Source organism: Actinokineospora alba (genome assembly GCF_004362515.1).
GTDB classification, from domain to species: Bacteria; Actinomycetota; Actinomycetes; order Mycobacteriales; family Pseudonocardiaceae; genus Actinokineospora; species Actinokineospora alba.
Genome location: NZ_SNXU01000001.1, coordinates 3286822 through 3312205 on the forward strand (window position 1 = coordinate 3286822; position 25384 = coordinate 3312205).

The 25384-nt window shown below is 71.1% G+C and carries 22 protein-coding genes; 10 read left to right on the forward strand and 12 right to left on the reverse strand.

Annotation, left to right across the window (positions count from 1 at the left end; all coding sequences use genetic code 11):
- Positions 1-46: 46 nt before the first annotated feature.
- Positions 47-2698: a LuxR C-terminal-related transcriptional regulator gene (locus C8E96_RS15130; protein ID WP_091373795.1), complete on the reverse strand. Its 2652-nt coding sequence runs from the start codon at positions 2696-2698 to the stop codon at positions 47-49.
- Between the two features lie 136 nt (positions 2699-2834).
- Here C8E96_RS15130 and C8E96_RS15135 point away from each other — a divergent pair, with 136 nt between their 5' ends.
- Genes C8E96_RS15135 through C8E96_RS15155 form a run of 5 tightly spaced genes read left to right on the forward strand, consistent with a single transcriptional unit; the run spans position 2835 to position 5949 of the window.
- Positions 2835-3227 carry a hypothetical protein gene (locus C8E96_RS15135; RefSeq protein WP_133794481.1) on the forward strand — a complete coding sequence of 131 codons (393 nt, stop codon included), beginning with the start codon at positions 2835-2837 and terminating at the stop codon, positions 3225-3227.
- 11 nt (positions 3228-3238) lie between these two features.
- The gene (locus tag C8E96_RS15140) at positions 3239-3847 is read left to right on the forward strand and encodes a TetR/AcrR family transcriptional regulator (RefSeq protein WP_091373800.1); all 609 of its coding nucleotides are present in this window, start codon (positions 3239-3241) and stop codon (positions 3845-3847) included.
- A complete protein-coding gene (locus C8E96_RS15145) occupies positions 3844-4422 on the forward strand; it encodes a DUF2867 domain-containing protein (protein ID WP_091373803.1) in 579 nt (192 codons plus the stop codon). The genes C8E96_RS15140 and C8E96_RS15145 overlap by 4 nt, the downstream gene beginning before the upstream one ends.
- A 52-nt stretch (positions 4423-4474) precedes the next feature.
- Positions 4475-5593 (forward strand): hypothetical protein, encoded by a 1119-nt coding sequence (locus C8E96_RS15150; RefSeq protein ID WP_091373806.1) that lies wholly within the window; start codon positions 4475-4477, stop codon positions 5591-5593.
- A complete protein-coding gene (locus C8E96_RS15155) occupies positions 5590-5949 on the forward strand; it encodes a hypothetical protein (RefSeq protein WP_091574855.1) in 360 nt (119 codons plus the stop codon). Before C8E96_RS15150 ends, C8E96_RS15155 begins: the two co-directional genes overlap by 4 nt.
- Before the next feature lie 135 nt (positions 5950-6084).
- Here C8E96_RS15155 and C8E96_RS15160 read toward each other — a convergent pair whose 3' ends face one another.
- From C8E96_RS15160 to C8E96_RS15175, 4 genes are all read right to left on the reverse strand, one after another.
- Positions 6085-6906 (reverse strand): dioxygenase family protein, encoded by an 822-nt coding sequence (locus C8E96_RS15160; RefSeq protein ID WP_091373811.1) that lies wholly within the window; start codon positions 6904-6906, stop codon positions 6085-6087.
- A 105-nt stretch (positions 6907-7011) separates the two neighbouring features.
- Entirely contained in the window at positions 7012-7893 is an 882-nt protein-coding gene (locus tag C8E96_RS15165; RefSeq protein ID WP_176926755.1) for a helix-turn-helix domain-containing protein, read from the reverse strand.
- A gap of 73 nt (positions 7894-7966) precedes the next feature.
- A complete protein-coding gene (locus C8E96_RS15170) occupies positions 7967-10321 on the reverse strand; it encodes an EAL domain-containing protein (protein WP_091373819.1) in 2355 nt (784 codons plus the stop codon).
- On the reverse strand, positions 10314-10946 hold the full coding sequence (locus tag C8E96_RS15175; protein WP_166658007.1) for an RNA polymerase sigma factor: 633 nt from the start codon (positions 10944-10946) through the stop codon (positions 10314-10316). Before C8E96_RS15175 ends, C8E96_RS15170 begins: the two co-directional genes overlap by 8 nt.
- A 197-nt stretch (positions 10947-11143) precedes the next feature.
- Here C8E96_RS15175 and C8E96_RS15180 point away from each other — a divergent pair, with 197 nt between their 5' ends.
- A complete protein-coding gene (locus tag C8E96_RS15180; RefSeq protein WP_166658008.1) occupies positions 11144-11386 on the forward strand; it encodes a VOC family protein in 243 nt (80 codons plus the stop codon).
- Between the two features lie 12 nt (positions 11387-11398).
- Here the strand turns inward: C8E96_RS15180 and C8E96_RS15185 are convergent, their stop codons facing one another.
- The 3 genes from C8E96_RS15185 to C8E96_RS15195 all read right to left on the reverse strand — a co-directional run bounded on the left by C8E96_RS15185 (position 11399) and on the right by C8E96_RS15195 (position 17330).
- Positions 11399-14224: a helix-turn-helix transcriptional regulator gene (locus C8E96_RS15185; RefSeq protein ID WP_091373825.1), complete on the reverse strand. Its 2826-nt coding sequence runs from the start codon at positions 14222-14224 to the stop codon at positions 11399-11401.
- 152 nt (positions 14225-14376) lie between these two features.
- Entirely contained in the window at positions 14377-15342 is a 966-nt protein-coding gene (locus C8E96_RS15190) for a M23 family metallopeptidase (protein WP_091373828.1), read from the reverse strand.
- Positions 15343-15617: 275 nt separating this feature from the next.
- Complete coding sequence (locus C8E96_RS15195; protein WP_166658009.1) at positions 15618-17330, reverse strand: fatty acyl-AMP ligase; 1713 nt, start codon at positions 17328-17330, stop codon at positions 15618-15620.
- 263 nt (positions 17331-17593) lie between these two features.
- Between C8E96_RS15195 and C8E96_RS15200 the strand changes: the two genes are divergently transcribed.
- Entirely contained in the window at positions 17594-18082 is a 489-nt protein-coding gene (locus tag C8E96_RS15200; RefSeq protein ID WP_091373836.1) for a MarR family winged helix-turn-helix transcriptional regulator, read from the forward strand.
- Positions 18083-18154: 72 nt separating this feature from the next.
- A complete protein-coding gene (locus C8E96_RS15205) occupies positions 18155-19579 on the forward strand; it encodes an MFS transporter (protein ID WP_091374283.1) in 1425 nt (474 codons plus the stop codon).
- Positions 19580-19630: 51 nt separating this feature from the next.
- On the opposite strand, the gene C8E96_RS15210 is transcribed toward C8E96_RS15205, so the two are convergent.
- Positions 19631-20080 carry a PaaI family thioesterase gene (locus C8E96_RS15210; RefSeq protein WP_091373840.1) on the reverse strand — a complete coding sequence of 150 codons (450 nt, stop codon included), beginning with the start codon at positions 20078-20080 and terminating at the stop codon, positions 19631-19633.
- Positions 20081-20462: 382 nt separating this feature from the next.
- On the opposite strand from C8E96_RS15210, the gene C8E96_RS15215 reads away from it, so the two are divergent.
- Entirely contained in the window at positions 20463-21632 is a 1170-nt protein-coding gene (locus C8E96_RS15215; RefSeq protein ID WP_166658010.1) for a GDSL-type esterase/lipase family protein, read from the forward strand.
- Here the strand turns inward: C8E96_RS15215 and C8E96_RS15220 are convergent.
- Both C8E96_RS15220 and C8E96_RS15225 read right to left on the reverse strand, forming a co-directional pair.
- On the reverse strand, positions 21629-22303 hold the full coding sequence (locus C8E96_RS15220; RefSeq protein WP_091373847.1) for a response regulator: 675 nt from the start codon (positions 22301-22303) through the stop codon (positions 21629-21631). The two genes, C8E96_RS15215 and C8E96_RS15220, sit on opposite strands and share 4 nt — an antisense overlap.
- Positions 22300-23388: a sensor histidine kinase gene (locus tag C8E96_RS15225; RefSeq protein ID WP_228769846.1), complete on the reverse strand. Its 1089-nt coding sequence runs from the start codon at positions 23386-23388 to the stop codon at positions 22300-22302. Before C8E96_RS15225 ends, C8E96_RS15220 begins: the two co-directional genes overlap by 4 nt.
- A gap of 174 nt (positions 23389-23562) precedes the next feature.
- Between C8E96_RS15225 and C8E96_RS15230 the strand changes: the two genes are divergently transcribed.
- Entirely contained in the window at positions 23563-24129 is a 567-nt protein-coding gene (locus C8E96_RS15230; protein WP_091373855.1) for a hypothetical protein, read from the forward strand.
- On the opposite strand, the gene C8E96_RS15235 is transcribed toward C8E96_RS15230, so the two are convergent.
- Positions 24126-25376, reverse strand: a complete 1251-nt coding sequence (locus tag C8E96_RS15235) for an aminotransferase class V-fold PLP-dependent enzyme (protein ID WP_091373859.1) — start codon at positions 25374-25376, stop codon at positions 24126-24128. The two genes, C8E96_RS15230 and C8E96_RS15235, sit on opposite strands and share 4 nt — an antisense overlap.
- Positions 25377-25384 lie beyond the last annotated feature (8 nt).

A 25384-nucleotide genomic window follows, 5' to 3' on the forward strand; every position in this document is an offset into this window, starting at 1 on the left:
CCGCGGGGAACAACGCCGGAAATAATGCGTAGGGGTACGCCTTCGATCAGCTGTGGTCCTCCGGCCGCAGCGCGTCGCGGTCGGGGGCGCCGAGCTTGTGCAGGACGCGGGCGGCGTGCCGTTCGACGGTGCGCGGCGACAGGAACAGCACCTCGGCGATCTGCCGGTTCGTGCGGCCGAGGGCGAGCAGGCGCGCCACCTGGCGTTCCCTCGGCGACAGCTCCGTGCCGTACCCCCGGCGTCCGGGGCGCGCGCCGGTAGTGCCGCCGTGCTCGCGAACGAGGTGGTCGCAGCGGGCGAGGTCCCACGTGGCCCCGAGCGCGGTGAACAGCCTGCTCGCCTCCGCGAGCTGCCCGGGCGACGGCGGCAGACACCGTGCGGCGGCTTCCAGGGCGCGCGCCTGTTCGTAGGGCCGGGGGAGCGCGGCGAGCAGCGTCGCGGCTTCGCCGTAGAGCGCGGCCGCCTCGTCGAGCCGGTCCCGCGCCGCGGCGATCGCGGCCCGCCCGAACGGAACCATCGCGTGCGCGAACGGGCAGTCGCGCCCTTCGACGTCCGCGGCGAACTCGTCGAGCAGCCGCCGCGCCCGCGGCAGGTCACCGGTGTGCAGCAGGGCCTCCACCCCGGCGTCGACGAGTTCGGTCGCCCACGCCCAGACTCCCTTGAGCCGCAGGATCTCCACCGCCGCCGACAGCTCGCCGACTGCCTCCTCGCCCCGGCCGCGGACCAGCGCCAGCCGGACCCGCGTCGCGGCGGCACAGATCACCACCGGCCCGTACCAGCCGTTCATCGAGCGAAGCCCGTGTGCGCCAAGGTATTCCTCCGCCTCGTCCCACTCGCCTCTGGCGAGCGCGAGCTGCGCCAGCACGAGCGAGGCGTCGACGGCGACGAACGTAGTGTGCGTAGCGGATTCCAGATAGGCCCGCGCGCGCTCGACCAAGCCGTCCCATCGGCCGGTGACGTGGTCGAGACGCAGCCGGTTCGACGTGGCCATCTGCCACGGATATGACGGCCCGCTGCGCCCGGCCAGGTCCGCCGCCCGGGTGAGGAAGTCCGCGGCCGCCGCATGGTGTCCGAGGGCGATCGCGGCGTCGGAGAAGTTGGCGCAGCCGCGCAGGAGTTCACGCCGCTCACCGGTCGTCGCCCCGTCGTCGGGGAGTGCGGCGATGGCGTCCCAGGCGCGCGGGTCGCCGAGTTGCGCCAGCGTGCTCGCCCGGTTGACCGCGGTCGCGAGGAGCAGCACCGGATCGCCGCGGTCGGGCACGGTCCGCTCGACCTCGGCCAGCCACCGCAGATGTTCCTCCACGTGGCAGTTCCCCCAGAACGGAACGGCCAAGGCGGACATCGTCCGGGCCGCCAGCGCCGGACGGCGGGCGAGTTCGGTGACCGCGATCCGGAGCTGGGCCCGACCGGTGTCGCCGTCGCCCGCCTGATTTCCCAGCAGCAGCCCCAGATCCAGGCGAAGCTCGCCGCGCAGCCCGGCCGGGAGCCGCCCATCGGCGAGGATGTCGCGCAGCAGCGCGACCGTCTCGTCGTACGCGAGACTGCTCAACGCGAGGCGCCCCAACCGGACTGCGAGGGCACCCCGCTCGGGGCGGGGCAGGTCCGGCTCGGACAGCAGCTCCTGCAACAGTTCGACCGCTTCGGCTGGGTTCGTGTGCTGGGCCGCGCGTTCGGCGTATCGGGCGGCGGCGACCAGCTCTCCCGCCAACCGGCTGTGGAACACCAGGTCCGGCAGTGCGTCCTCGTCACGCTGCCGCAACGCCGCTACGTACGCCGCGTGCAGGCGCCGACGTTCGACCGGATGCAGCATTCGCACCACGGCGATCCCGGTGATCGGCGGGTGGAAGGCGAACGCGCGTCCGTCCGTGGACACCAGCACACCGGCGTCCACGGCGGCGGCCAACGCGGTCTCCACCTCCGGTGGCCCGAGCCCGCACACCTCGCTGAGCAACGGCACCGACACCGGACCCCGCGACAGCGCGGCGGCGTCGACGACCTGCCGTGCCCGCTCGGGCAACCGGGACAGTCGCTCGTCGACCAGTTCGGCGATCGGTTGAGGAATCCCTTTGCGGGCCAGTGCTTCCCGTGGACCGTCGTGCTCAAGATGGTTCACCAGCGCGCGCACCAGCACCGGCACGCCCGCGGTCAGCTCACGCACCTCGTCGGCGTGTGACCCGTCGCCGAGCGCCGCCACCTCGGCCGCGGTCAGCGGACCGACCTCGACGTGGTGCACGCCGGTCGACGCGGCCGAGGTGAGCCGGGTGCCCAGCGGCGGTTCGGCGCCGGGGGTCCAGGTCAGCAGCAGCGCCGCGTGCTCCGGCGGCCGGGTCACCAGGTAGCGCAACACCTGTCGAGAACGGTGATCAGCGCACTCCACGTCCTCGACGACCACCAGCCGCGCGTCGAGCAGATCACGCAGCGCCTCGCACACCCGATGCAGCTCGTCCGCCTCGACGGCGGCCAGGACCGGCCCCGGGTCACCGCGGCCCAGGCCGCTGACCAACTCCCGCACGAGAACGTACGGACCGTCCGGCAAACCCCGGCACCCGACGACGACCCGGCCGCGGCCTGCCGCGTCGAGCACCCGTTCGACCAGCCAGGACTTGCCCATCCCGGCGTCCCCGGTGATCACCACGACGGCGGGAGGGGCGGTCACGACCGCGACCACCTCGGCTACCAGCGACTCGCTTCCGGCCACCCAGAGCCCCCTCCCGAGTAGAACGTCCCAGCGGACATACTGCTCAGATATGTGCCTGATGACCATGCCCCCACGCTCGGTCGCGGTGACGTTTCGGGGGTTCCGCACGGACACGCCATCGAAGTTGGCAGTGTTCGTGCGGGACCCCCGAAACGTCACCACAAAAGCGGCCGAGCCGCGCCGCCGAAGGCGGCGCCATGTCGCAGCCTGGGTTCGCGCCGGGCTGGAGGCGACCGGGGGTGTGGTCAAGCGGATCGTGGGCATGTTGGGAATCCACGACACGCCTGCGTCCGAAGAGCAGGTCGGCCCGTTCCGGATCGTCGAGTCCGGGCCGGACGTGATCCACCTCGAGACGACACTGCCGCTGATGCGCGTCGTCATGGTGGGGCGCGGGGTCGAGCCCAGGCGCCGGGTGCTCACGACCTTTCTGTACTTCCGGCGGCCGCTGCTCGCGCGGATCGTCTGGGTGTTCGTCGGCCTGGGGCACCGGCGAACCGCGCCGAAGGTCCTCACCGCCAAGACCGACTGATCGGAACCAGGATGCGGACCAGTCACGCCGACCGCAGCGCCCGCACGCGCACCGCGCTGCTGGAGTCCGCCGCCCGGGGGCTTTCCCGGTACGGCTACGGCAATCTCGTGCTCGAACAGGTGGCCAAGGACGCCGGCTACACCCGAGGTGCGCTCTACCACCAGTTCAAGGACAAGCAGGACCTGGTCCTGGCCGTGTGGGAGTGGGTCCTCGACACCTGGCAGGCGGAGGTGGGGGACTTCGTCGACCAGGAGTCCGACCCCGTCGCGGCGCTGCTGACCCTCGCGCGTCGCCACGCCCTGTTCTGCAGGCGCGACGTGGCACGCATGGCCGTCGCGCTGCGAGTCGAGTTCTCCGGCCAGGACCACCCCGTCGGACACGTGGTCGAGCAGAGCTACGCCCTCATCGCCGACAGCTGCGGCAGGCTCATCGAAGCCGGTCGGGACAACGGAACGATCCCGCCCGGACCCCCGGTCGACACGCTCGCGCTGGCCTTCGTCGGCGCGCTGGAGGGGACGGTGATCGCCCTCGCGGGCCGGGTGCCGCATGACGAACTGCTCGCCGCGCGCGCCGTCGCGGGCGTGCTCGGCCTGATCCAGGACAAGGAGCCACCGAAGTGAAACTCCCGAAGACCGCGCACACCTCGCAGCCCTGGCGCGTCCACGAGCTCACCCGCGACTTCGACCTGGAGGACGTGTGGGCGCTGCCGACACCGGGCGGTCCCGACGACTTCCCGCGGCTCGTGCGCCAGTTCGTCGAGGGCGACACGTCGGACAATCCGTCCCGCGCCGCCCGGGTGCTCTTCGCCATCCGGTGGAAGCTCGGCAAGCTCTTCGGTTGGGACGACCCGGATTCCGGCCTCGGCACCCGGGTGGAGACGCTGCGCGACCGGCTGCCCGCCGATCTCCGTGACGCACCGCCCGGGCCTGCCTTCGAGGGCGTCCCCTTCACGACCGTGTACCTCACGGACACCGAATGGGTGGCGGAGATCGCCAACAAGACCGTGCACGGGGTGCTGCACCTCGGCTGGGTCCAGAGCGAGGACGGCGGCTACCGCGGGCAGATGGCCGTGCTGGTCAAGCCGAACGGGCTGCTCGGCAAGGCCTACATGCTGGGGATCGCGCCGCTGCGGCACCTGATCGTGTACCCGGCGATGATCCGGGGCATCGGGCAGAAGTGGCGGACTAGGACCTAAAGGTCGCCACGCTCGGCGTACCTGTCATAGAGTGCGTCGCGGGGGTGCTCAGGTGAACTTCAAGGTGGATCCACCGTCCATCAGCGCGCTGGCGAAGCTGATGGGCCGGGCGGGCTCGGCCGCGTCGATCTTCGCGGCGGCGAACAACGGCGCAGGTCCCAGCGAGTTGGGCGAAGGCCTGCTCGGGATGCTGGCCGGGCCGCTCGACCGGTGGCAGGCATTGGGGCTGTCCAACTGCCAGCGGGCGTCCACACTCGCCGACCAGTGCGACAGTTCGCTCGTCGAGGCGGCGAAGTTCTATGTGGCCACCGACGCCGCCGAGGAAGCGCGGCTGGACAGCAAGTACCCGGCGGCGACGTCACAGCGCGTCGGCGGCGACACCGTCACGGCGCCGGAGACCGCGGGCGGGTTCACCGACTGGGAAGACGCCTGGCGGGACCCGCACAACCCCGAGTTCCCTTACACCGCCCCACCTGAGCCCAGGGACAACGACGGCCGTGGCTGGGACTTCGACCTCGACGGTGAGATCGACAAGCTCACCGGGGCGGCGTCGGTGGCGCCGTACGTGCGCGACCTGCTGAAGTGGCTGGTCGGCTGGGATCCGTTCAGCGCCGTCACGACGCTGGTCGCGGGCGACTGGAAAGGGCTGATGCGCCAGGGTTCGGTGTTCGAGGACACCGCGACGGCGTTCGGCCGGATCAAGACCAACGTCGACCGCGGGCGCTACGCGATCCAGGACCGCTGGAACGGCAACGCCGCGGCCGCGGCGGAGAACTGGCTGGCCGCGTACTCGCAGGCGTGCGCCGACCACGCCAAGTTCTGCGTCGACGCCGGCTGGAAGATCAAGAACTTCGCCCGCTCCGCGTTCCACGCGTTCCAGGCGCTCAACGTCGCCATGGACACCCTGATCGACGCCGTGCTCGAGGCACTGCTCAAGGTGAAGGGCCTGGGCGCGGTCGTCGGCGGCGCGGTCAACGTCATTCGCGGCGAGAAGCCGGAGCAGGCGTTCGCCGCTGTCGTCTACTCCGTGCTCCCGATCGCGGAGCTGCTGGACCAGGTTCGGATGCTGGCCCACGGCATCCAGTCGGCGGCCGAGATGGTGGCGGGCAACGGCGAGGTGGCCGCGGCGGCCTGGCCGGGCGAGCCCTACCGACACCCGGCGGTCCGATGACCACCCCTTGGCGGACCGACGAAGGCCGCAAAGCCATGGAGACCCGGATGCGGCTGCTCGCCCGGGAACCCGGCGACCTCGGCGAATTCGCCCGCGACGTGGTGGCGGGCCGAATGCGGCCGAGGGACCTGCTGTACTCCTCGGTCCTCGCCGAGGACACCGTCGGCGCCCTACGCTCAGCCGCCGACGCCTGGCACGCCCTACCCGAGACCGAGCGCGAGGCGGCCATCGCCGCCGCCCCCGCCACCACGGCGGCCGAGATCGCCGCTTTGGCCGCGTACTCGGAACCCGAACCGCCCCCACCACCGGACGACCCGGACAACGACACCCGCGGCTACCTCTCCGACGCCTGGTGATGAGGGGGCGTCGGACAACCGCCGCCCTGCCCAACCGCCGCCTAAGGGGACCGTGATGAAGCCTGACCACGGTCACCCACCGCCCCGCACCATCACCCGCCAGGTGACCCCGACATAAAATTCCGGGGAGGCGGACTAGCCCGCGCGCCACAGGGCGGGGGTTGACGGCGGCTCCCAGCCCGGTTGGGCGAGGTGTCCTTGCAGGCACACATATCCCTGCCCGCCGTAGGTGACTCGGGAGCCGACGGCGTACGCGGTGCCCACCGCCCAGGTGCCGCCCGGCTGGGTCGTGCTCGTCGGCGGGGTCGTGGTCGACGTGGGCGGATTCCCCGCCACGTTCAGCACGAAGTCGAACGTGGCCTCGCGCGCGCTGCCGACGTTCCGCACGGTCATCAGCAGGCGCGGGTCGAAGATCGGGTCGGTGTTGTTGCGCGGCTCCCCAGGAAAGTAGAGCTGGGTGGTGAGCACGGGCTTGTTCGGGGCCTGCACTTTCACGTGGAGGTGCCTGGTGCGGCCCGGGTAGAGCCCGGGCACGATCGTGGTGAGTGTGAACGCGCCCCGCCCGTCGGTGAACTGGTGTCCGCGGAACCGGTAGCCGGTGTTGTCGTAGGCGCCGTTGACGTCGGCCTGCCAGAAGTCCAGCAGGACATTGCCGAGCGGCTGGCAGGCGAGTCCGAAGACGTAGCCAGTGACGGTCAGCCGGGTGCCAGGGGTGCCCGCGACCACCAGCGAGGTGCGGCGCGGCGAGTTCGGCTTGAAGTACGGGCCTTCGGTCTGCGGCGGGGTCGGGTCGTCCCCGTCATCGCATTGCGGTGTGAGCGCGGGCGTTCCGCCGTTCGTCGCGGCGGTGCGGGCCAGGGCCGGTATGCCGATCATGGCGACCGGCATCGCGACTCCTGCGGCCAACGCGGCCCGCAGCACCGTTTTCCGGCTCGGGTGTGACTTTTCGCCATCCATGCGTGCTCCTCGTGTCGGGATCGAAACCGAACCTACGGAGCCGATCGCCGCCCGACGATGGACTGGACTGGGCGAACGTGGTGAATCCAGGGGTCACCGTTGCCATCACCCGCGGCGGAACTCGCCGGGGCTCACCCCGGTCTCGCGGCGGAAGAAGCGGCAGAAGTAGGCCGGATCGGCGAAACCGACGCGGGCGGCGATCTGCCGCACCGTCAGGTCGGTCTTGACGAGGAGCCGCTTCGCCTCATGGGTGCGCGCCTCCCGCACCAGCCGCGCGGGGGTCCGGCCAGTCGCGGCTTTGACGGCCTCGGCGAGATATCCCGCGCTGACACCGATGCGTTCGGCGTAGGCCCGCGCCGACCACAGCTCGGGCTCGGCGCCGCCGATCAGCCGGGCGAACTCCTCGGCCACCGCCCCCGCCCGGCTCGGCGCGGCCCGCGCGGGCACCGAGGGCTGCCGTGCCATCCGCACGACGAGGACGTGCAGCAGCGCTCGCAGGACGGTCTCGAAGCCGTCGGCTGCCCGGCGGTACTCCTCGTGCAGTTCGGCGATCAGCCGGGTGATGGCGGTGTTCGCGCTGTCGTCCAGCGCGAGCCACGGCCGCTCGCTCAGCCCGCGCAGCAGGTCACGGTCGGCGGGGTGGTCGAGCAGGAAGTCGTCGGTGAACAGGACAACGGAGCCGTCCAGGTCGTCGGCGTCCTCCCAGTGGTGCACCTGCCCAGGGGCGATGGCACCCAGGTGCGGCGGGCGGAGGTCCCAGCGGGCGAGGTCGACCACGTGCGTGCCGGTGCCCGCCGTGACGTGGACGATCTCGTGGAAGGTGTGCCGGTGCGGGAACGTCGCGCGCGACAGTGGGCCGATGGTGTCGAAGCTGCCGATGGCGAAGGGCAGTGCGTTGGGGTGCGCCACTTCGAGCCGGTGCATCGGCAGGCTGCCGTCGTCCGGTGCTGGGCAGGGCGTTCCCGGTGGCACTGTGGTGCCGCGCATCCGCCGACTCCTTAGGTCCAGACCAATCCGTCCCGGCCACGATGGCACAGCCGGGCGGCCGGAACCAGGGTGCTCAGCGTCGGGGGACGGGAATGTGGTGGTAGCTGTCGACCCAGTTGTGGGAGAGGAGGGCGGGTTTGTCGTGGAGCAGGGCGTCGATGTCGTCGGCGGGCAGCGGGTGGCCGAAGAGCGTTCCGTGGGCGTGGGTGGCCGCGGTGAAGCGGGCGTCGTGGAGCTGGTCGGGGTTGATGATCCCGTCGAGCTGGGCGGTGCGGCCCAGATCCGTCGCGATGCCGACGAAGGCGTGTGCGACTGTCCGAAGGGGACGGTGTTCGAGTCCGTTGTGGAGGTTCGCGGTCAGCTCGGAGGGAATCAGCACGCCGCGCAGCGGGAGGTTGGTGAGCTGATGGTAATCGGCGAAGGTGGTGCCGAACCCGTGGAGGACCAGACTCACCCCCATGGTGTCCAGGCCGGTCACCTGCGGGCGCACCCGGCCGTCCTCCCCGAGGACCCGATCAGGTGGGAGCGCGAGCTGGAGCAGGTGGGGTGGCAGGCCGGAATCGGTGAGCGCGGCGCGGGTCTGGTCGAGGAGGGCTTCGTCGGCGGCCTGCCGGGCGGGGACGGTGAGTTGGACGAACGGCGGGTTGTACGGGTGGTCCCGGCGCCAGCGGGCCGCGTCGCGAGTGGCCGTGGTCAGGGCCCACCGGCAGAGCGGCAGGTCCACGCCGAGCTCGTCGGCCAGCGCGATCACCGGATCGGCCGGTATGTCCCCGAGGTCCGGGTGCTGCCAGCGGACGTGGACGCGGAGCCCGTCGATGGCGCCGTCGCTGATGCGGATCACCGGGCTGTAGGCGAGGTGGAGTTCGTCGTCGGCCATGGCGCGGGGAAGCGCGGCGATCAGGCTCATGCCTGCCTGTCTGCTCGAGCCGCCGTCGTCGGTGGCGGTCCACGGCCTGCGGGCAGGGGCGAGATCGGTGTCGAGGGCGGCCTCGGCCCCGGTGAGCAGCTCTTTCGCGGTGGTGTGCCGCGGATCCGCTTCGGCGACACCGATGCGCGGGCTGATGACAAGGTCGCGCCGATGGGCGCGGACGGGTTCGGCCAGCCAGGCGGAGAGGCGTCTGACCAGCCTCGCGGCATCGGCCCAGCCGCGCGGATCGGCCAGCAGGATCGCCACGGTGTCGCGGTCGAGCCTGCCGATGGTGGCGTCCGACGTGCCGGACAGTGCCGCGGCCGTCCGCGCGGCGGCGGCGGTGATGACGGCGTCGGCGTGTTGGGGGCCGAGTTCGCGCGTGATCCGGTTGAGGCCGACCAGCCTGATCACGCACACACCGACCAGGGCTCCCGAGTCGTTCTCGCGCCGGGCCGCGGCGTCGAGCCGGACCTGTGCCCGGTCGAGGAACGCGTTGCGGGAGGGAAGATCGGTGACGTCGTCGCGGTTGGTGACCTGGTCGAGCTGGCGCCGCCACGCGTACTGCGCGGTCGCGTCCTCGACCACCAGGCCGATCCGGCCGGGGTTGTCGCCGGTGGGCGCGTGCCAGCACAGCGTCGCGCGCACCCAGGCCTTGAAGGTCCCCTCCGGCCAGGCGACGGCGAACTCGACGTGCAGGATGACACCATCCGCGATGGACTCCAGCGCGTCCTGGACCACGGCCGAGTCGCGGTCGCCGTAGGCGCAGTCGTCGAGCATCGCGATCGAGTCGTCGTCGGGCAGCGCCAGGATCTCCATGGCCGACGGGTTCGCCGCCAGCACCCGCCCGTGCCGGTCGAGCTGCACCATGGGTTCGCTGTCCTCCCGCAGCTTGTTCAGAAACTCGAGCGGATCGAACCGGACGAGATCATGGCAGCGGCGCTGCCGGAGCGTGCCGAGGCTCTCGGCGAGGGTGAGCTGCTCGTCGAACACCCGGTTCCGGGCTCCCTCGGCGAAAGCGCCCGCGAACGCGGCGAGTGCCTTGGCCCGGATCGGGAAGCCGGTGTCGTCCTCGCTTGGGTGGTGGTGCTCGACCCAGGGGATGAGGACCTCCAGGAGGTCCTCGAACGCGCGCGGCGTGACCCGCAGCCGCTGCCCCAGCTCTCGGCCCGCCTCGCCGGAGATTCGCGCCAAATCGCCCGCCGACGCCTCGGCGATCCGTTCGGCCATGCCCCGCAGCGACTCGAGCAGCTCGCCGCGGCGGATGGGGATGTAGGCCCGCGCCGAGAGCGCCTCGGCCCACGCGCTCGCGGTCTCCTCCAATGACAGCGGCGTGCGGTACCGCGGCGCCCGCGCGGCACGACCGGTTTGGATGATCCGCTGGATGGCCAGTTCCATCGCGGCCGGATCGGTGCCGGGGCGCCGCAGCACCGCACCGAGTGTCTCGACTTCGGCCATCACGGCCGCGTGCCGACGGGCCGTGCGGGACCCGGGGATCAAGCTCAGTAAACGGTCAAGCATCGCGTGCTCCCGATTCCGCTCGTTCCGATTCGTCGATTGCCGAGGCGGGGGGCGCCTCGGGTTCCGGGTCGGGCCGCGGTTTCGGGGCCGACGGGCTGAATCGGCGCTCCAGCCCCTTGCCCAGACCGGCCTTGGCCAGCCGCGCCCTCCCGCGGCGTAGGTATTTGGTGACTGTCGCGCGTGGCAGACCGAGCGCGTCGGCGATCTCGGGCACCGTCCGCTGCTGAGCCGCGAGCAGCATCGGCTCGCGCTGCGCCGGCGGAAGTCGCGCGATCGCCTTGTAGACCTCCCGGGCCACATCCAGTTCGGCGTGCAGGTCCTCAGGGCCTGGCGTGTTCACGCGGAACCTGTCGGCCACCTCCTCAGGTGCCATCGGCAGCACCTCGGTCTTCTTGACCTCGTCCTTCACCAGATTCCTGGCCACCGCGACCGCGTAGCCCTGGTAGGTCTCCTTGATCGTGAACCAGTTCGTGTACACCCGGGCGCAGGCCTCGTTGGCGATCCCCTCGGCATCGACCTTGGCGGAGAGCAGGCGGATGTGAGCCACGATCTTGTCGTAGCCCGCGCGGTAGAACTCGGCGAACTCGGCGTCGCGGCGCGCGAGTCCATCGACGTCGCCCGCCACCCCTTCCTCTGTCACGGACCGGCGCCCTCGCGTGCGCCGCCGTCGATGGTGATCACCACAAGCACCACTACGTTCCTCTCGGTGGGGAAGCGCCCGCTCCGTTGCGAGCCACACTGGTAAGACGTTTCAACCCCTGAAAAACAGACCTGTCTCACCCGATGGTGTGATCAACACGCGGCGTCCCGACCTCCGCGGGTTTGACCGGCAGGGAGTCTGGGAAAGCCCAGATCCATGATCGGACGCCGGATCATGTGGCCCCGCCGTTCCCGGATTCCGCTGGGGCGCAGCAGGTTCATCTGGACGTGCTGGTCGACGACGCCGAGCGGCGGGTGCTCGCCATCGGGGCCACCCGGGTGACCGAACCGCACCACGAGGACGGGTTCCGGGTGTTCCGCGATCCGGCGGGCCACCCGTTCTGTCTCGTCTTCGGTGTCGACTGAGCGCGGGCGTTCTCAGTCGAGGAGGCCGCCCAGGCTGGTCCGCGACGACACGTCCAGTTTGCGCATGATGTTGGCGACGTGGCACTCGACCGTGCGCCGTGACAGGGTCAGCAGCTCGGCGATCTCCCGGTTGGTGAGCCCGCTCGCGGCGAACTTCGCGATAGCCTTCTCCCGTGGGGACAACGCGTTTCCGTAGCCGCGGCGGCCCCGGGTGGGGCGGCGAGGATCGTGTCGCCGCAACGCTTTGCGGCAGCGCAGCGCGTCGGTGGTGGCGGTCAGGGCGGCGTAGTCGGCTTCGGCGGCCGTCAGGTCGCGCACCGCGGCCGCCGGATCACCGGCTTCCGCCGCGCACAGCCCGGACAGTTCGGTGGCCCGGGCGGCGGCCCGGCGGTGCGGCAGCGCCCGGTAGCGTTCGGCGGCCTCGGCGAACAGAGCCATTGCCTCGGTATGTCCGCCGCGGTGCTGCGCGAGCAGTGCGGCGCACACCAGCTCGGCGGCCGCGGCCAGCGGGGCGTCCCGGCCCTGGATGCCCCGGCGGAACTCCGCCAGCAGCGCGGCCGCCTCCGGCGCGCGACCGGTCTGCAGGAACACCTCGGTCGCGACCGGCGCCAGCTCGGCCGCCCAGACCCAGTTGTCCTTCTGCCGCACCAGTTCCAGGCCCGCTTCCGCCTCCGCGCGGGCACCGGTGACCTGCCCGCGCGCGGACAGGATCGCCGCCCGGCCCGCGTGCGCGGTGACGACGATCGGCACGTGCCCGGGCGCCGCTTCCGTCGCCGACTGCAAGGTGCGCAATGCGTCGCTGCTTCTCGACCGCCAGGTCCGCAGCCACCCGAGGACAAGCAGGGCGTCGGCGGCCAGGTACCCCATCTGCCCGACCGCGGCCACCAGCCGGTCGGCCTTCTCGGCGAGACCGTCCCATGGCCCGGTCGCGGCGAGCAGCCGCAGTTCGGTGCCCGCCGCGAGGGAGGACAGGTAGGGCGCGGACCGGTCGTCGACGAGTTCGGCGGCCGCGTCGAGGTGGTGGCGCGCGGGTCCGAAGTGGCCGTTCCACACCGCGGCGTCGGCCATGTTCAAGTGGGTGCGCCCGAGTTGGCGGCGCAGGCTCGGCGCCACCGGCGCGGCGGGCAGCGTGTCGATCACCTGCCACGCCCCCGGGTCGGCGATCTGCATCCGCACGGTGATCCGGTTCGCCCGCAGGGCCGCGATGGCCTCGCTGTCGGTGGTGCCCGCGCAGGCCTGCTCGGCCTGGGCCAGCCAGCGCAGGTTGGTCGCCACCGGGACGAACCCGACCTGCGGCAACGCCAGGGTCGCCATGCCCCGGGCGCGGACAGTGCGCCTGCGGGGCAGGTCGGTCAGCGCGCGCTCGATCTCCCGCTGCCCGGCCACGACCTGCCCGACCTGGTTGACCAGCACCAGGCCGAGGTTCATCCGGATCTCGGCGCCGACGTCCCTGGGCAGCGGCCAGTCCCGCACGACGGTGCGCAGCCGGTCGATGGTGGCCGGGGTCGCGATGCCCTGCAGCATCTCGCGGCTGAGCCGCAGCGCGACGGCCTCCTTCGCCGAGACGGGCAGTTCGGCGTCGTCGAGCGCGTTCTCCAGGATTCGCATCCCCGCGGCCGGGACCCCGGTGTCGGCCGCCTCCTGCGCGGCGGCCAGCACGCATTCCACCCAGCGGTCCAGTTCGTCGGCGTGGCGGTAGTGGTGGGCCAGCAGCGCGAGGCCGGGCCGGGCGGACCCGCTGAGCCGTTTGATCGCGCGCAGGTGCATCTCGCGGCGGCGCGGGCCGGGTATCGCCTCGTACACCGCGCGGGCGGCGAGCGGGTGGCGCAGGTCGTAGTGGCCGCGCGCGGTCTCGTGGAGCATCCGGGCGCGCAGCGCGCCTTCCAGCGCGGCCGTCATTCCGCGGTCCGACAGGCCGGACAGCGCGGCGATGTCGGCCTCAGTCGCCGGCTGGCCGAACACGGCGACGGCGCGGCAGACCGCGGTGGCCGATCTGCCCAGGTGGGTGAGTCGTTCCACCACGGCGTCGCGGACCCGCGCGGGAACGCCGATCTCATCGAGCCGGGCGGAGGTCGGGTGATCACCGAGTTCCCGCACGAGTTCCTCGACGACGAGCGGCAGCCCGGCGCTCCGGCGGTGCAGTTCCGCGGCGAAGTCCGCGCACCCGTGGTACTCCCGGAGGAACTCGGCGACGCCCGGCACGGTGAGCGGCGCGAGCTCGAGCTGGGTCATGGCGTGTCCGCGGCCGCGATAGGCCTCCAGCAGGTCATTGGTGTTGATCTCGTCGCCGCGATACAGCGTCACGACCGTCACCGCACTCCGCGGGGAGACTGCGAGGAACCGCACCAGGTCAAGGGTTTCCTCGTCGGCCCACTGCAGGTTGTCGAGCACGAGCAGCGGCCGGTCGAGCGCTTCGAGCACCGCCGCCACCGCCCGCAAGACCTGGTGTCGGGCCACCGACGGCGACAGCGGGGCCTGGTGCTCGGGAAGCAGCCCGCGCAGTTCGGGCAGCAGCGGCGCCAAAGCCCCGGTGATCGGTGCGAGCGTGGGCCCGACCGCGCGCAACTCGTCCACCGCGCCCGCGAGCATCTCGACGATCGCGCCGTACGGGTGGGTCGTCCGCACCGGCAGGCAGTGCGCTTCGAGGACCGTGTGCGCCGCGATCGCGGGGTCGCGCAACAGTTCGCGCAGCAGCCGGGTCTTGCCGACGCCCGCCTCACCCTCGACCACCACGAGCCGGTGCCGTTCGGCGACCGCGCCCACCAGGGTCGCGAGTTCGACGGTCCGCCCGGAGATCGACGCCTCCGGGCGGGTCTGGTCGAGCCTGGCAGCCGTCATCGTGGTTCACCTTCTTATCAGCCGCCCGAGCGATGCCTACGATGATGTAGCTACGTAGTGACCACAGCCAGGGTTCGCTGTTAATCAGGTATACCTAGAAATTGCCATCCCAGGCGGTCCGGCCTGCCCGGGGGCAGACCGGACCGGCTCGATCAGCTCACACCGTAGTTCGTCAGCCTCCCGCCCGGGTACACCTTCGTGCCGTTGCGCTCGGCGTAGCCCCGGTAGGCCTGGGAGCCCTCGTAGAAGGTCCAGCCGCCGATGGTCTTGCCGTGCACGCTCACGTACGAGGTGCCCGACAGCAGGCTGAAGTGCACGTGCGCGCCGTTGGCGGAGCCGCCGCAGGGCAGCGCCGTGCCGGTCGCGCCGAGGTAGGTGCCCGTGTCCACGGACGCCCCGTCGGCCAGGGTGGTCAGGTTCGTCATGTGGTAGTACGACGTGCGGTACCCGTTGTTGTGCACGACGGTGACCAGCGCGCTGCCGTTCTTGACGCAGGACTTGTACACCTTGCCCGGGCCCGCGGAGCGCACGCTGCCGGAGCCGCCGAAGTCCAGCGAGCTGAACGGCCGGGTGCTCCCGCTGTAGCCGTGGGGGCCGCCGCCCATCGGCCAGACCGAGCCCTGCGACCAGGGCAGGGCGAGCCCGGTCGCGGTGGCCGCGGCGGCGGGCGACTGGGTGAACAGGTTCCGCTCTTCGGCCGACAGCACGGATTCCGGCGCCTTCGCCGCCAGCGCCCGGAACTCGGGGCTGCCGTCGAAGGTGACGCGCCACATGCGGCCGTCGAGCCGGGCCAGGAAGATCCCGGCCTCCGGGCTGCCGTGCTTCTGCCGAGCGTCACCGGGAATCGGGATCACCGCGGTGCCGAACGCCCACTCGCCGGTGGCGTCGGACCGCTTCGGCTCGACCAGCGGCCGCGGGACCGAGTCCGACTGGAAGTACGCCTGGGCGGCGCCACCGCGCTCGGCGGTCATCGCGGCGGCGACGGAGGTGTCGAGGGAGTCGGGGCCTGCGGGCCGGGGATCGGCCGACGCGACCACCGCCGTCGCGGCGCCCAGCGTCAGGGCGAGCGAGGTGACGGAGACCAGGGCGGCCCGGGGGACTTTGGAAATCGGGGACATGGTGATGTCCTTCCAATTGCAGGGGTTTCCGGCAAGGAAGCTACGCAGCCGAAGCTCGTCCGCGGGCGTGGCGAATCGGCTCTTTATTCACGCCCCGCTGGGAATTATCGGTCGGAGACCTCCCACGGAAATGCCGGTAAGCTGGATCATTCGCCGGTATCCGGGAAACCGGACGGGGTAATGAGAGGTCACCACTGGGCGCCGTGGTCCATTGCCGATGGCGGTGGCCCGACGCTACGTATACCTAATCCATTCCCAGGATTCCGCGGGCCGGTTCACTCGGCGAGATAGCGGGCCCGGCAGGTGGACCGCGCGATCTTGCCGCTCGACGTGCGCGCCAGGCTGTCCGGCTCGACGAGCCGCACGTCGTGCAGCGCGAGGCCGTGTCGCCGGGCCACCGCGGCCCGGACCGACGCGAGGAGCGCGGTGAGGTCCACCGACTCCGCGGACAGCGACCGCGCGCGTTCCGCGAGCACGACCGCGCGCTCGCCGTCCGGCGTCGGCACCGAGAACGCGACGGTGTTGCGCGGCCGGATCGCCTCGTGGCCGCGCTCGACGGTCTGCTCGATGTCCTGCGGGTAGTGGTTGCGGCCGTCGACGATGATCAGGTCCTTGATCCGGCCGGTGACGAACAGGTCGCCCTCGTGGAACGCGCCCAGGTCGCCGGTGCGCAGCCAGGTGTCGTCCTCGTGGCCGCCCGCGAGCACCGCGCCGAAGGTCGCCGTCGACTCCTCGGGCCGGTTCCAGTAGCCCGCACCGACATTGGAGCCGGTCACCCAGATCTCGCCGACCGTCGCGTCCGGCAGTTCGCGGTGCGTCACCGGGTCCACGATCAGCACGCTCTGGCCCATCGGCCTGCCGCAGGCGACCATCTCGACCGTGCCTGTCGACCCGGATGGCAGTTCGGCGAGGAGACCGGTCGCCAGCGCCGAGCGGTCGAACGACCTGGCGAGCGGAAGCGTGCCCGCGACGGTGGTGGTCACCGCGACCGTGCCCTCGGCCAGCCCGTAGGACGGCCGGTGCGCTCCCGGCCGCAGTCCGCACTCGGCGAACGTGTCGGCGAATCGCGCGATGGCGGCCAACTGCAGCGGCTCGCTGCCGTCGACCATCGCGTGCACCGATTCCAGGCGCAGCCGCGGCTTGTCGGCTTCGGCCACTTTGGACGCGCAATAGGCGTAGGCGAAGTTGGGCGCGGCGGTGACCGCTCCCGGGTTCGCGGAGAGGGCACGCACCCAGCGGACCGGTCGTTCGAGGAACGCCATCGGCCGCATGAACACCGAGCGGATGCCCGCGACCATCGGCACCGCGATCGTCAGCACGAGACCCAGGTCGTGGAACAGCGGCAGCCAGCCCACGGTCACCGCGTGGCCGCGGAGCATCTCGTAGGCCGTGGCGCACTGCCGCGCGTTCGCCACCACGTTGCCGTGGGTGATCATCACGCCGCGGGCGGAGCCGGTCGAGCCGGACGTGTACTGCAGGTACGCCAGGTCGTCGGCGTCGAGCCGGACTTCCTCGAACTGGTCCGCCAGGTCGATCGACACGTCGTCCACAGTGGACACGGCAGTCGGGTCGAGTCCGCGCTCGGTGAGGAAGTCCCGCACAGCCTGCTCACCGGCGCGGGTGGTCAGCACCAGCGGGGGTCGGCAGTCGGCCAGCACGGTGGCCAGCCGGTCGGCGTGGCCCGGAAGGTCGGGGGCGAACAGCGGGACGGCGACCGCGCCCGCGCGCAGCACGGCGAGGAACGCCACGACGTAGTCCAGCGACTGGTCGACCAGGACCGCCACCGGCTCGCCGCGGTTCACCTGGGTGCGCAGCGAGACCGCGACCGCGGCCACCCGCCGGTCGAGTTCCAGCCAGGTCAGGGAGAGCTGGCTGCCGTTGGCCGCGGTGTCGTAGTCGAGGAACGACACCGCCGTGCCCTGCGGGTCGAGCGTGGCCCACGTGGTGAGCTGACTGGTCAACGTGGTGGCGGTGGCGACACTGGGCACGACGGCTCCTTCGCGACCGGCGACGGTGCCGGCCTTCGTTCGCCCGCGATCCAGTCAGCGGAAGAAAGGGTGATTGTGGAATTGTCTGGCGGACGCTAGGGGTGGCCGCCGAACGTGGCAATGTCCCGGAAACAGAAATCGCCGCCGTTGTCACCGGCCGCGCGGTGTCGCCAATTCTTTTGTCAGCATTCCGTCGGTTCGGCCTCGGCGGTGATGATTGCTTGCGGATAATCCGCGACGGTCCTGGTTGTACGCTGGGAGGCATGACGGCTTTGAGTCCCACCCGCGCCGAACCGGACGTGTCGTTCCTGCTCGACCACTCCAGCCATGTCCTGCGGACCCGGATGGCCGCCGCGCTCGCCGAGATCGGGCTGACCGCGCGGATGCACTGCGTGCTCGTCCACGCCTTGGAGGAGGAGCGCACGCAGATCCAGCTCGCCGAGATCGGCGACATGGACAAGACCACGATGGTCGTCACCGTCGACGCTCTGGAAGCGGCGGGGCTCGCCGAGCGCAAACCTTCGGCGACCGACCGTCGGGCACGGGTCATCGCGGTCACCGAGAAGGGTGCCGAGGTGGCCAAACAGAGCCAGCGGATCGTCGACGGTGTGCACAAGGCGGTTCTCGACGCGGTGCCCAACGAGGACCGCGAGGTGTTTCTGCGCGTCATGAACGGGCTGGTCAGCGGCCATCTGGCCACCCCGGTGGAGACGTCTCAGCCTGCCCGTCGGGCGCGGCAGAGCAACAAGTAGGCCCGAAAGAGATCGTCTGTAACAAAACTATCTGCTACGGTTCCTCCTGTGATCCACGAACAGGAGACCGTCATGACGAACACCCTTCAGCAGACCTCGTCCCGATCGCGCGGACTCGCCCTGACCGCGCTCTCGACGGCGATGCTGATGACGATCCTCGACGGCAGCATCGTCACCGTCGCGATGCCCGCCATCCAGGCCGAACTCGGCTTCACCGCGGCGGGACTGAGCTGGACGGTCAACGCCTACCTGATCGCCTTCGGCGGGCTCTTACTCCTGGCGGGCAGGCTCGGCGACCTCCTCGGCCGCAAGTCGATGTTCCTGGCCGGGGTCGGCGTCTTCACCGCGGCCTCGCTGCTCGCGGGTCTCGCGGGTGACCCCGGCACGCTCATCGCCGCGAGGTTCCTGCAGGGCGTCGGCAGCGCCATGTCGTCGGCGGTGGTCCTCGGCATCCTGGTCACGATGTTCACCGAGCCGGGGGAGCGGGCCAAGGCGATCGGCGTCTTCAGCTTCACCGGCGCGGCGGGCGCGTCGATCGGCCAGGTCCTCGGCGGCGTGCTCACCGACGCGCTCAGCTGGCACTGGATCTTCTTCATCAACCTGCCCATCGGCCTGGCGACCATCGCCCTCGCGGTGCGCGTGCTGCCGGGCGGCCGCGGCGCCGGACTCGCCGCGGGGGCTGACGTGCTCGGCGCGACGCTGGTGACCAGCGGGCTGATGCTCGGCATCTACACCGTCGTCAAGATCGAGGAGTACGGCCTTTCGGCGGCGCACACTCTCGGCTTCGGCGCGCTGTCCCTCGCCCTGCTGGCCGGTTTCGTCGTCCGCCAGGCGACCGCGAAGACTCCGCTGATGCCGCTGCGGATCTTCCGCTCGCGGATCGTCACCGGCGCCAACGTGGTCCAGATCCTGACCCTGGCGGCGATGTTCGCCTTCCAGATCACGATCGCGCTCTACCTGCAGAAGGTCCTCGACTACGGCGCGCTCGACACCGGTCTGGCGATGCTCCCGGCGGCCGTGGCGATCGGCGGCGTGGCCCTGTTCGTCTCCGCCCGGCTCAACACCCGCTTCGGTGAGCGCACCGTCCTGCTGGCCGGGCTCGCCTTGCTGATCGGGGCGATGAGCCTGCTCGTCAACCTTCCGGTCGACGCGGACTACGTGACCGATGTGCTTCCGGTGATGGTGCTCATCGCGGGCGGCGGACTCGTGCTCCCGGCGCTGACCGCGCTGGGCATGTCCGGCGCCAAGGCCGACGACGCGGGCCTGGCGTCGGGGCTGTTCAACACCACCCAGCAGATCGGCATGGCACTGGGCGTCGCCGCCCTCTCCACGCTGGCCGCCGCCCGCACCGGGGAGGCGCTGGCCGCGGGCACGGACCAGGCGGTCGCGCTGACCGACGGCTACCGCATGGCCTTCGGCGTGGCGGCTGGCCTGCTCGTGGCCGCCTTCGTCGTCACGGTCGCCATGCTCAAGCCCGTACGGCCTGCCCGAGGCTGATCGGTGGCGGTGGGGTTCGGGATGCCGGGCCCCACCGCCTTTCCTTGCCGGTCAACCCATCCGGCGCAGCTGGTAGGTGCCGACCGTGGTGGCGACTACCTGCCCGGTCGTGTCGGTGAGCTCCGCTTCGAGGATGAACTCACCCTTGCCGGTCGCCTCGGCATCGGCCGTCACGCGGTCGATCACCTCTTGCGACAGGGTCGCCTTGGCGGTCACGTCGGTGGTGGCCGGACGGCGGAAGTGGATCTCCACGGTCTTCACCGTCGGCAGGAACCGGGACACGTCGAAGGTCGGGAAGCAGATCGCGCCGCCCAGGATCTCGGCCACGGAGAACAGCGAACCGGCGTACAGCGTGCCGAGGTGGTTCGTGTTGCCCTCCAGCGGCACGCTCGCGGCGGCGTGGCCGGGACCGAGGTCGGTGATCTGGATCCGCATGGCGCGGGCCGCCGGGATGGCCTGTTCTACCAGGGTGTTGATTCCCTCGAGCACTGACTGGTCCATCGGTTTCCCTTCAAAGTGGGACTTGCGGCCAGGTCACCTGGCTCATCTTCCCACTTCGGGTGGCGAACACGGCGTTGGTTCGCGGGAACAACGCCGACAGTCCCCGGGAACAAACACCCCGCCTGGCGACCTCATGGGAGGCGCGGCTTTCCTGGTCCGTTCGGTACCGATAAAGGCCAAGTCCCGCAAGCGAAGCAGCCGGTGTCAACGTCCACCATGGACTGTCCGTTGTGGGCGAGGGTGACGACTTCACCGTGATGAAATCGAGTCCACTCGCTACCTTGCGGTAACAAGTCGTCCCCGTGTGAGATACGCCGCAGTCCCCACACAAGCCCCGCGGCGGTCATCCCCTCCTGCGCGGCCGACGGCAGGAGTCCTCAAGGTGTCCCGATCTCGCGGCAACCAGACGTCACCCCGAAGGACCCGGCTCGCGGCAGGCGCGTTGGTCTTGCCGTTGACGCTGATCGCGGCGGGCGCGGGCACCGCGTCGGCCAGTCCCACCGCCGGGCCGACCGCCATCGTGTCCCTGGGCGACAGCTACATCTCCGGCGAGGCCGGACGGTGGAAGGGCAACAGCCTCACCAACTCCGGCAGCCGCGACGGCACCGACCGCGCCTACACCGGCTCGGGCTACGACCCGTCCCGGGTGTACGGCCCCACGGCCGCCAACGGCTGCCACCGCTCGGATTCCGCGGAAGTCAAGTCCGCCACCGGAACCACCGAGGCGCTCATCAACCTGTCCTGCTCGGGCGCCACCACGAAGAACATCTTCCGCGCGGGCAACGGTGGTGTGGCGTACAAGGGTGAGGCACCCCAAGCGGACCAACTCGCGTCGGTGGCCGCCGCCAACAACGTCAAGGTCATCGTGGTGTCCATCGGCGGCAACGACCTCGGCTTCGCCGACATCATCACCAAGTGCGCCACCGACTACCTCATCTGGTACTCGTACTGCCACGACGACCAGCAGGTGGCCGTCGACAGCAAAATGGACGCCGCGATGGCAGGTGTAGCCAAGTCCATCGACGAGATCCGCGCGGTGATGACCGGCGCCGGATACGCGGCAGGCGACTACCGAATCGTCCTGCAGTCCTACCCCTCACCCATCCCGCGCGCGGCGGAGAACCGGTACTCGGAAAGCGGCTGGAGCCGCGCGAACACCGGCGGCTGCCCGTTCTGGAACAAGGACTCCGACTGGGCCCGCGACTCCCTGGTCCCGCAGATCGCCAACCGCCTCAAGGGCGTGGCGACGGCAAAGGGCGTCCAGTTCCTGGACTTGCGCGACATGCTTCAAGGCCGAGAGGTGTGCGCCAAGTCCAGCCGTCTGGTCAGTGCCACCGCGCCCACCTCGAGCACGACCAGCGAATGGGCCCGCTGGATCGACAGCCAGTCCACCCAGGGCCCGGTGCAGGAGTCGATGCACCCCAACCACTACGGCCAACTCGGTCTCGGCCGGTGCCTGACCCTGATGTACGCCAAGACAACGGGAAACCACACCTGTCGCAACACCCCGGCCACCGGCGCGAGCGGCATGTACCTCACCGCCACGTCTTAGGCCCTGTCCGGCAAGTCCGGCACACGGTATTCGCGCCCGGACTCACCGGACAGGGCCTGAAGCAGGCCGTGGTCCCGCGCGTAAATGGCGGCATGAGTGCGATCCCGCAAAGCCAACCGGTCGAGGATCCGGGAGACATGGTTCTTCACGGTGCCCTCGCTCAGGTAAAGCCGGGCGGCGATCTCCCGGTTGGTCGCCCCAGTGGCGACCAACCGGAGCACCTCGGTCTCCCGCTGGGTGAGCGTGGCGGGCGGCGCGGCTTGTGGCGTAGCGGCCAGTCGCTGGGCCAGCGATGACGCCAACTGCGTGACACCCGAGTTGGCGAGCCGGATCGCGTCGGCCAGGTCGGCGGCGGGCACGTCCTTGAGCAGGTACCCGACCGCCCCGGCCCGCAACGCCCGAACCACGTAGTCCTCATCGTCGAACGTCGTCAGCATCAGGACTTTGGTGCTGCCCGCCAGGATCCGCGCGGCCTCGACCCCGTCCATCACCGGCATCCGGACATCCATCAGCACGAGGTCCGGCCGCAGTTCCCGGACCCGCCGAACCGCCTCCTCACCATCGGCGGCGACCCCGACGACCGCGATCCCCGGCTGGATCCCCAGCAGCGACGCGATTCCTTCCCGGATCAACTGCTGGTCGTCCACCACCAGCACACGAACCTCGGTCATGGAACTGTCACCGCGATCCGCGCGCCCGCGCCTGGCGTGCTCGACACTTCGACCCGCCCGCCGACCAGCGCCGCCCGTTCCCGCATCCCCAGCAGCCCGTACCCCTCCGCCCCAGCCGGGTCGAACCCACGCCCGTCGTCGGTGACCACCAGCCGCGTCCCCGGCTGGTCGAACGCCAGGCTCACCGCGACCGCCCGCGCCTGACCGTGTCGACGCGCGTTGGTGATCGCTTCCTGGGCCGCGCGGAACAGGGTCGTGCGCGTCGCCTGGTCGGTCCCGTCTTCGACTCCCTCGACGCTCAGCGTGACGCCGGGAGCGTTGCCGACCAACTCGGCCACCGCCGTGGTGAGGCTGAACGGAGTGTCGGCCCGCAGGGTCCGCACCGACAGCCGCACGTCATCGAGCGCCCGCCGGACCGCGGACCGCGCGTCGGACAGGGACCGCTCGGCGGCGGCCGGGTCCAGGTCGCGGAAGGCCGAGGCCTTCTCCAACTGCACCGAGATCGCCGTCAGGTGGTGGCCCAGGCTGTCGTGGATGTCGCGGGCCAGCCGGTTGCGCTCGTTCGCCGCCGCCAGCTCGGACATCCGGGCCGCGCCGCGTCGGGCGTCGACCGCGATCGCGGCCATCGACAGGGCCAGCACCAGACCCACGCCGAACATCAGCACGTCCGACACCCGGCCCGCGTCGGTGTGCCAGTCGGGCACGGCGACGCTGAAGCTCGCGAGCAGCGCCGCCATGCACACCGCCCCGAGCAGCAGGCCCGCGCGGCGGCAGATCGTCAGGTACGCGGTGAAGGGGACCAGAACGAACAAAGCCCGCGCCAGACCGGAGTCGTCCAGGGCCGCGACCAGCACGAACAGGCCGACTTTCAGCGTGAGCAGGCCGACCGTCCACCCGAGTGACGCCGTCCGCCCCAGCGGCTCCACGGCGGCCAGCGCGGCGAGTCCCGCGACGAACCCGGCGAGCCGCGTCGGCTGGACGTCCCCGCCCAGACCCGTGGCCGCGTAGTACAGACCGGCGGCCAGCACGAGGGCGTAGAGCAGCCAGGCGACCCACATTGCCGCCCGGGACGGATCTCGAACCATGCCGCCCAGGCTACGGCGGCGCCCACCGGTTCGGACCGGTCGAGCCGAGGTTTGGCCGAACGGCACGTGCCGCTCGGCTGCCCGGGCCTGGCTTCGCGGCACTACCTGGCCGCGGCGGCGGCTCATACGTTCGTCAGGTCGGGGAAACCGTTGTCGTCAAAGGGAGTCGTCCCCATGCTGTCCACCCAGTCCTTCCGGTTCAGCGCCGTCTGCGGCGTGCTCGCCGGGCTGCTGATCGCCATCCCGGGCCTCTACGACGGGCTCGCGGGTGAGACCGCGCTGACGAGTTTCCTGCTCGGACTCTCACCGGCCTTCGCCATCCCACTCGCCGTCGCCCTGCACCTGCGCCAGTCGCATGTTCAGGGCGGGTTCGGCGCTGTGGCCTACGGGGTCAACATGGTGGGGCTCGGCCTGTTCGCGGGCGCGGTGTTCACGCTGAACATGGCGTTCTACTTTCTCGATGACGCGACCGTCGCGATGCTGCGCCAAGGACCCACGAACACCGCGCTGCTGCTCGCGGGTGCGGTGTTCGCCGTGGGCTCGGTGCTGTTCTCGGTGTCCTTGGTGCGGGCCAAGGTGTTCCCGACGGTCCCCGCCTGGGGGTATATGAGCGTCGTGCTGCTGCCGGTCGCCGCCCGGCTGCCTGAGTCGCCCGCCACCGGCGCCGTGCACACCGTCGTCGGCGCGACGATGGTCTGGCTCGGCATCGCCCTGTGGACCTCGCTCAGCCGGGAGAGCTAGACGGCGCGGATCGCGGCCAGGGCGGCGTCGACCTCCTCCGGGGTGTTCGGGAGGCCGGTGCCGATCCTGGCGTAGCCGATCCGGTGGCTGGCCGTGGTGATGAGGATTCCCTTGGCCCGCAACGCCTCCACGATGGCGCCGTTCGAGACGCCGCTCTTCTCGAAGCACGTGATGCCCGCCGACATCGACGCGCTCCGAGGCGTCTGCAGCGTCACCCCAGGAATCCCCGCGAGCCCATCCTTGAGCCGCGTGCTCAACTCCGTGATCCGCCCAGCCGCCGCGGAACGCCCGATCTCCTGCTGGAACGCCACCGCCGCGGGCACCGCCCACCGATGCTCATAAGCGACGAACCCGCCAGGCGTCAGCGGGTTCGACGTGAACGTCGAAGCCATCGGCCGCAAGTGTTGCCGCGCCGTGCTTTTCACCCACATCAGCCCCGTGCCCCGAGGTCCGCCAAGCCACTTGTGCGTCCCGGCCACGAAGAAGTCGGCACCCAGCCTGGCGGCATCGGCGTCCACCGCGGCGAGGCCGTGTACGCCGTCGACGACCAGCAGGCAGCGGTCCGCCTCGGTCCGGCCCTGGTTGGCGGCGGCGACCACCGCGGCCATGGCCTCCACCGGCATCCGCACCCCGGAGCTGGACTGCACCCAGGTCGTGCCGACGACCCGTGTCTTGGCGGTGATCGCGGCCCGCAGCTTCGACGTGACCTCGTCGACGGTGGCGGTGGCGGAGTTGGTGAACAGGCTGATCTGGCGCACCGTGGCGCCGCGTTTCTCGGCGGCCAGCCGGGCGGCGCCGTTGTGCACGAAGTGGTCGTGTTCGGTGATCAGGAATTCCTGGCCGGGCTTCACGACGAGCCCGTTGTAGACCAGACCGAGACCGATGGTCGTGTTCTGCACCAACGCGATCTCGCCCGAGACGCCGCCGATGAACCCGGCGAGCGCCGATTCGGCACTGGTGCCCGCGGGCGGTGAGTTGATCGACAGCGGGTTCGCGTCGATCAGGGCGCTGTAGCGCTCGATGGCGTCGCGCACCGGTTTGGGGTTGGACGCCAGGTAGAAGAGGCCGAGGTTCTTCACATTCGGATCGAGCCGGTATGCCGCGCGCACGGCGGGCCAGTCGGGTGCGCCGGAACTGGTGACGTAGCGCTGGGCGGCCGGTTCGGCCGCGCAGGACCCGCCGAGCAGACCCACGCCGGACACGGCACCGACACTGGCGACGAAAGCGCGCCGAGAGAATTCGGACATGCATCCAG

What these genes read in the sequence shown, in the direction of transcription:
- C8E96_RS15140 (WP_091373800.1), top strand. Translation starts at nt 3,239, where the DNA reads ATGCGGACCAGTCACGCCGACCGCAGCGCCCGCACGCGCACCGCGCTG.
- C8E96_RS15155 (WP_091574855.1), top strand. Translation starts at nt 5,590, where the DNA reads ATGACCACCCCTTGGCGGACCGACGAAGGCCGCAAAGCCATGGAGACC.
- C8E96_RS15160 (WP_091373811.1), bottom strand. Translation starts at nt 6,906, where the DNA reads ATGGATGGCGAAAAGTCACACCCGAGCCGGAAAACGGTGCTGCGGGCC.
- C8E96_RS15165 (WP_176926755.1), bottom strand. Translation starts at nt 7,893, where the DNA reads ATGCGCGGCACCACAGTGCCACCGGGAACGCCCTGCCCAGCACCGGAC.
- C8E96_RS15170 (WP_091373819.1), bottom strand. Translation starts at nt 10,321, where the DNA reads ATGCTTGACCGTTTACTGAGCTTGATCCCCGGGTCCCGCACGGCCCGT.
- C8E96_RS15185 (WP_091373825.1), bottom strand. Translation starts at nt 14,224, where the DNA reads ATGACGGCTGCCAGGCTCGACCAGACCCGCCCGGAGGCGTCGATCTCC.
- C8E96_RS15190 (WP_091373828.1), bottom strand. Translation starts at nt 15,342, where the DNA reads ATGTCCCCGATTTCCAAAGTCCCCCGGGCCGCCCTGGTCTCCGTCACC.
- C8E96_RS15200 (WP_091373836.1), top strand. Translation starts at nt 17,594, where the DNA reads ATGACGGCTTTGAGTCCCACCCGCGCCGAACCGGACGTGTCGTTCCTG.
- C8E96_RS15205 (WP_091374283.1), top strand. Translation starts at nt 18,155, where the DNA reads ATGACGAACACCCTTCAGCAGACCTCGTCCCGATCGCGCGGACTCGCC.
- C8E96_RS15210 (WP_091373840.1), bottom strand. Translation starts at nt 20,080, where the DNA reads ATGGACCAGTCAGTGCTCGAGGGAATCAACACCCTGGTAGAACAGGCC.
- C8E96_RS15220 (WP_091373847.1), bottom strand. Translation starts at nt 22,303, where the DNA reads ATGACCGAGGTTCGTGTGCTGGTGGTGGACGACCAGCAGTTGATCCGG.
- C8E96_RS15225 (WP_228769846.1), bottom strand. Translation starts at nt 23,388, where the DNA reads ATGGTTCGAGATCCGTCCCGGGCGGCAATGTGGGTCGCCTGGCTGCTC.
- C8E96_RS15230 (WP_091373855.1), top strand. Translation starts at nt 23,563, where the DNA reads ATGCTGTCCACCCAGTCCTTCCGGTTCAGCGCCGTCTGCGGCGTGCTC.
- C8E96_RS15235 (WP_091373859.1), bottom strand. Translation starts at nt 25,376, where the DNA reads ATGTCCGAATTCTCTCGGCGCGCTTTCGTCGCCAGTGTCGGTGCCGTG.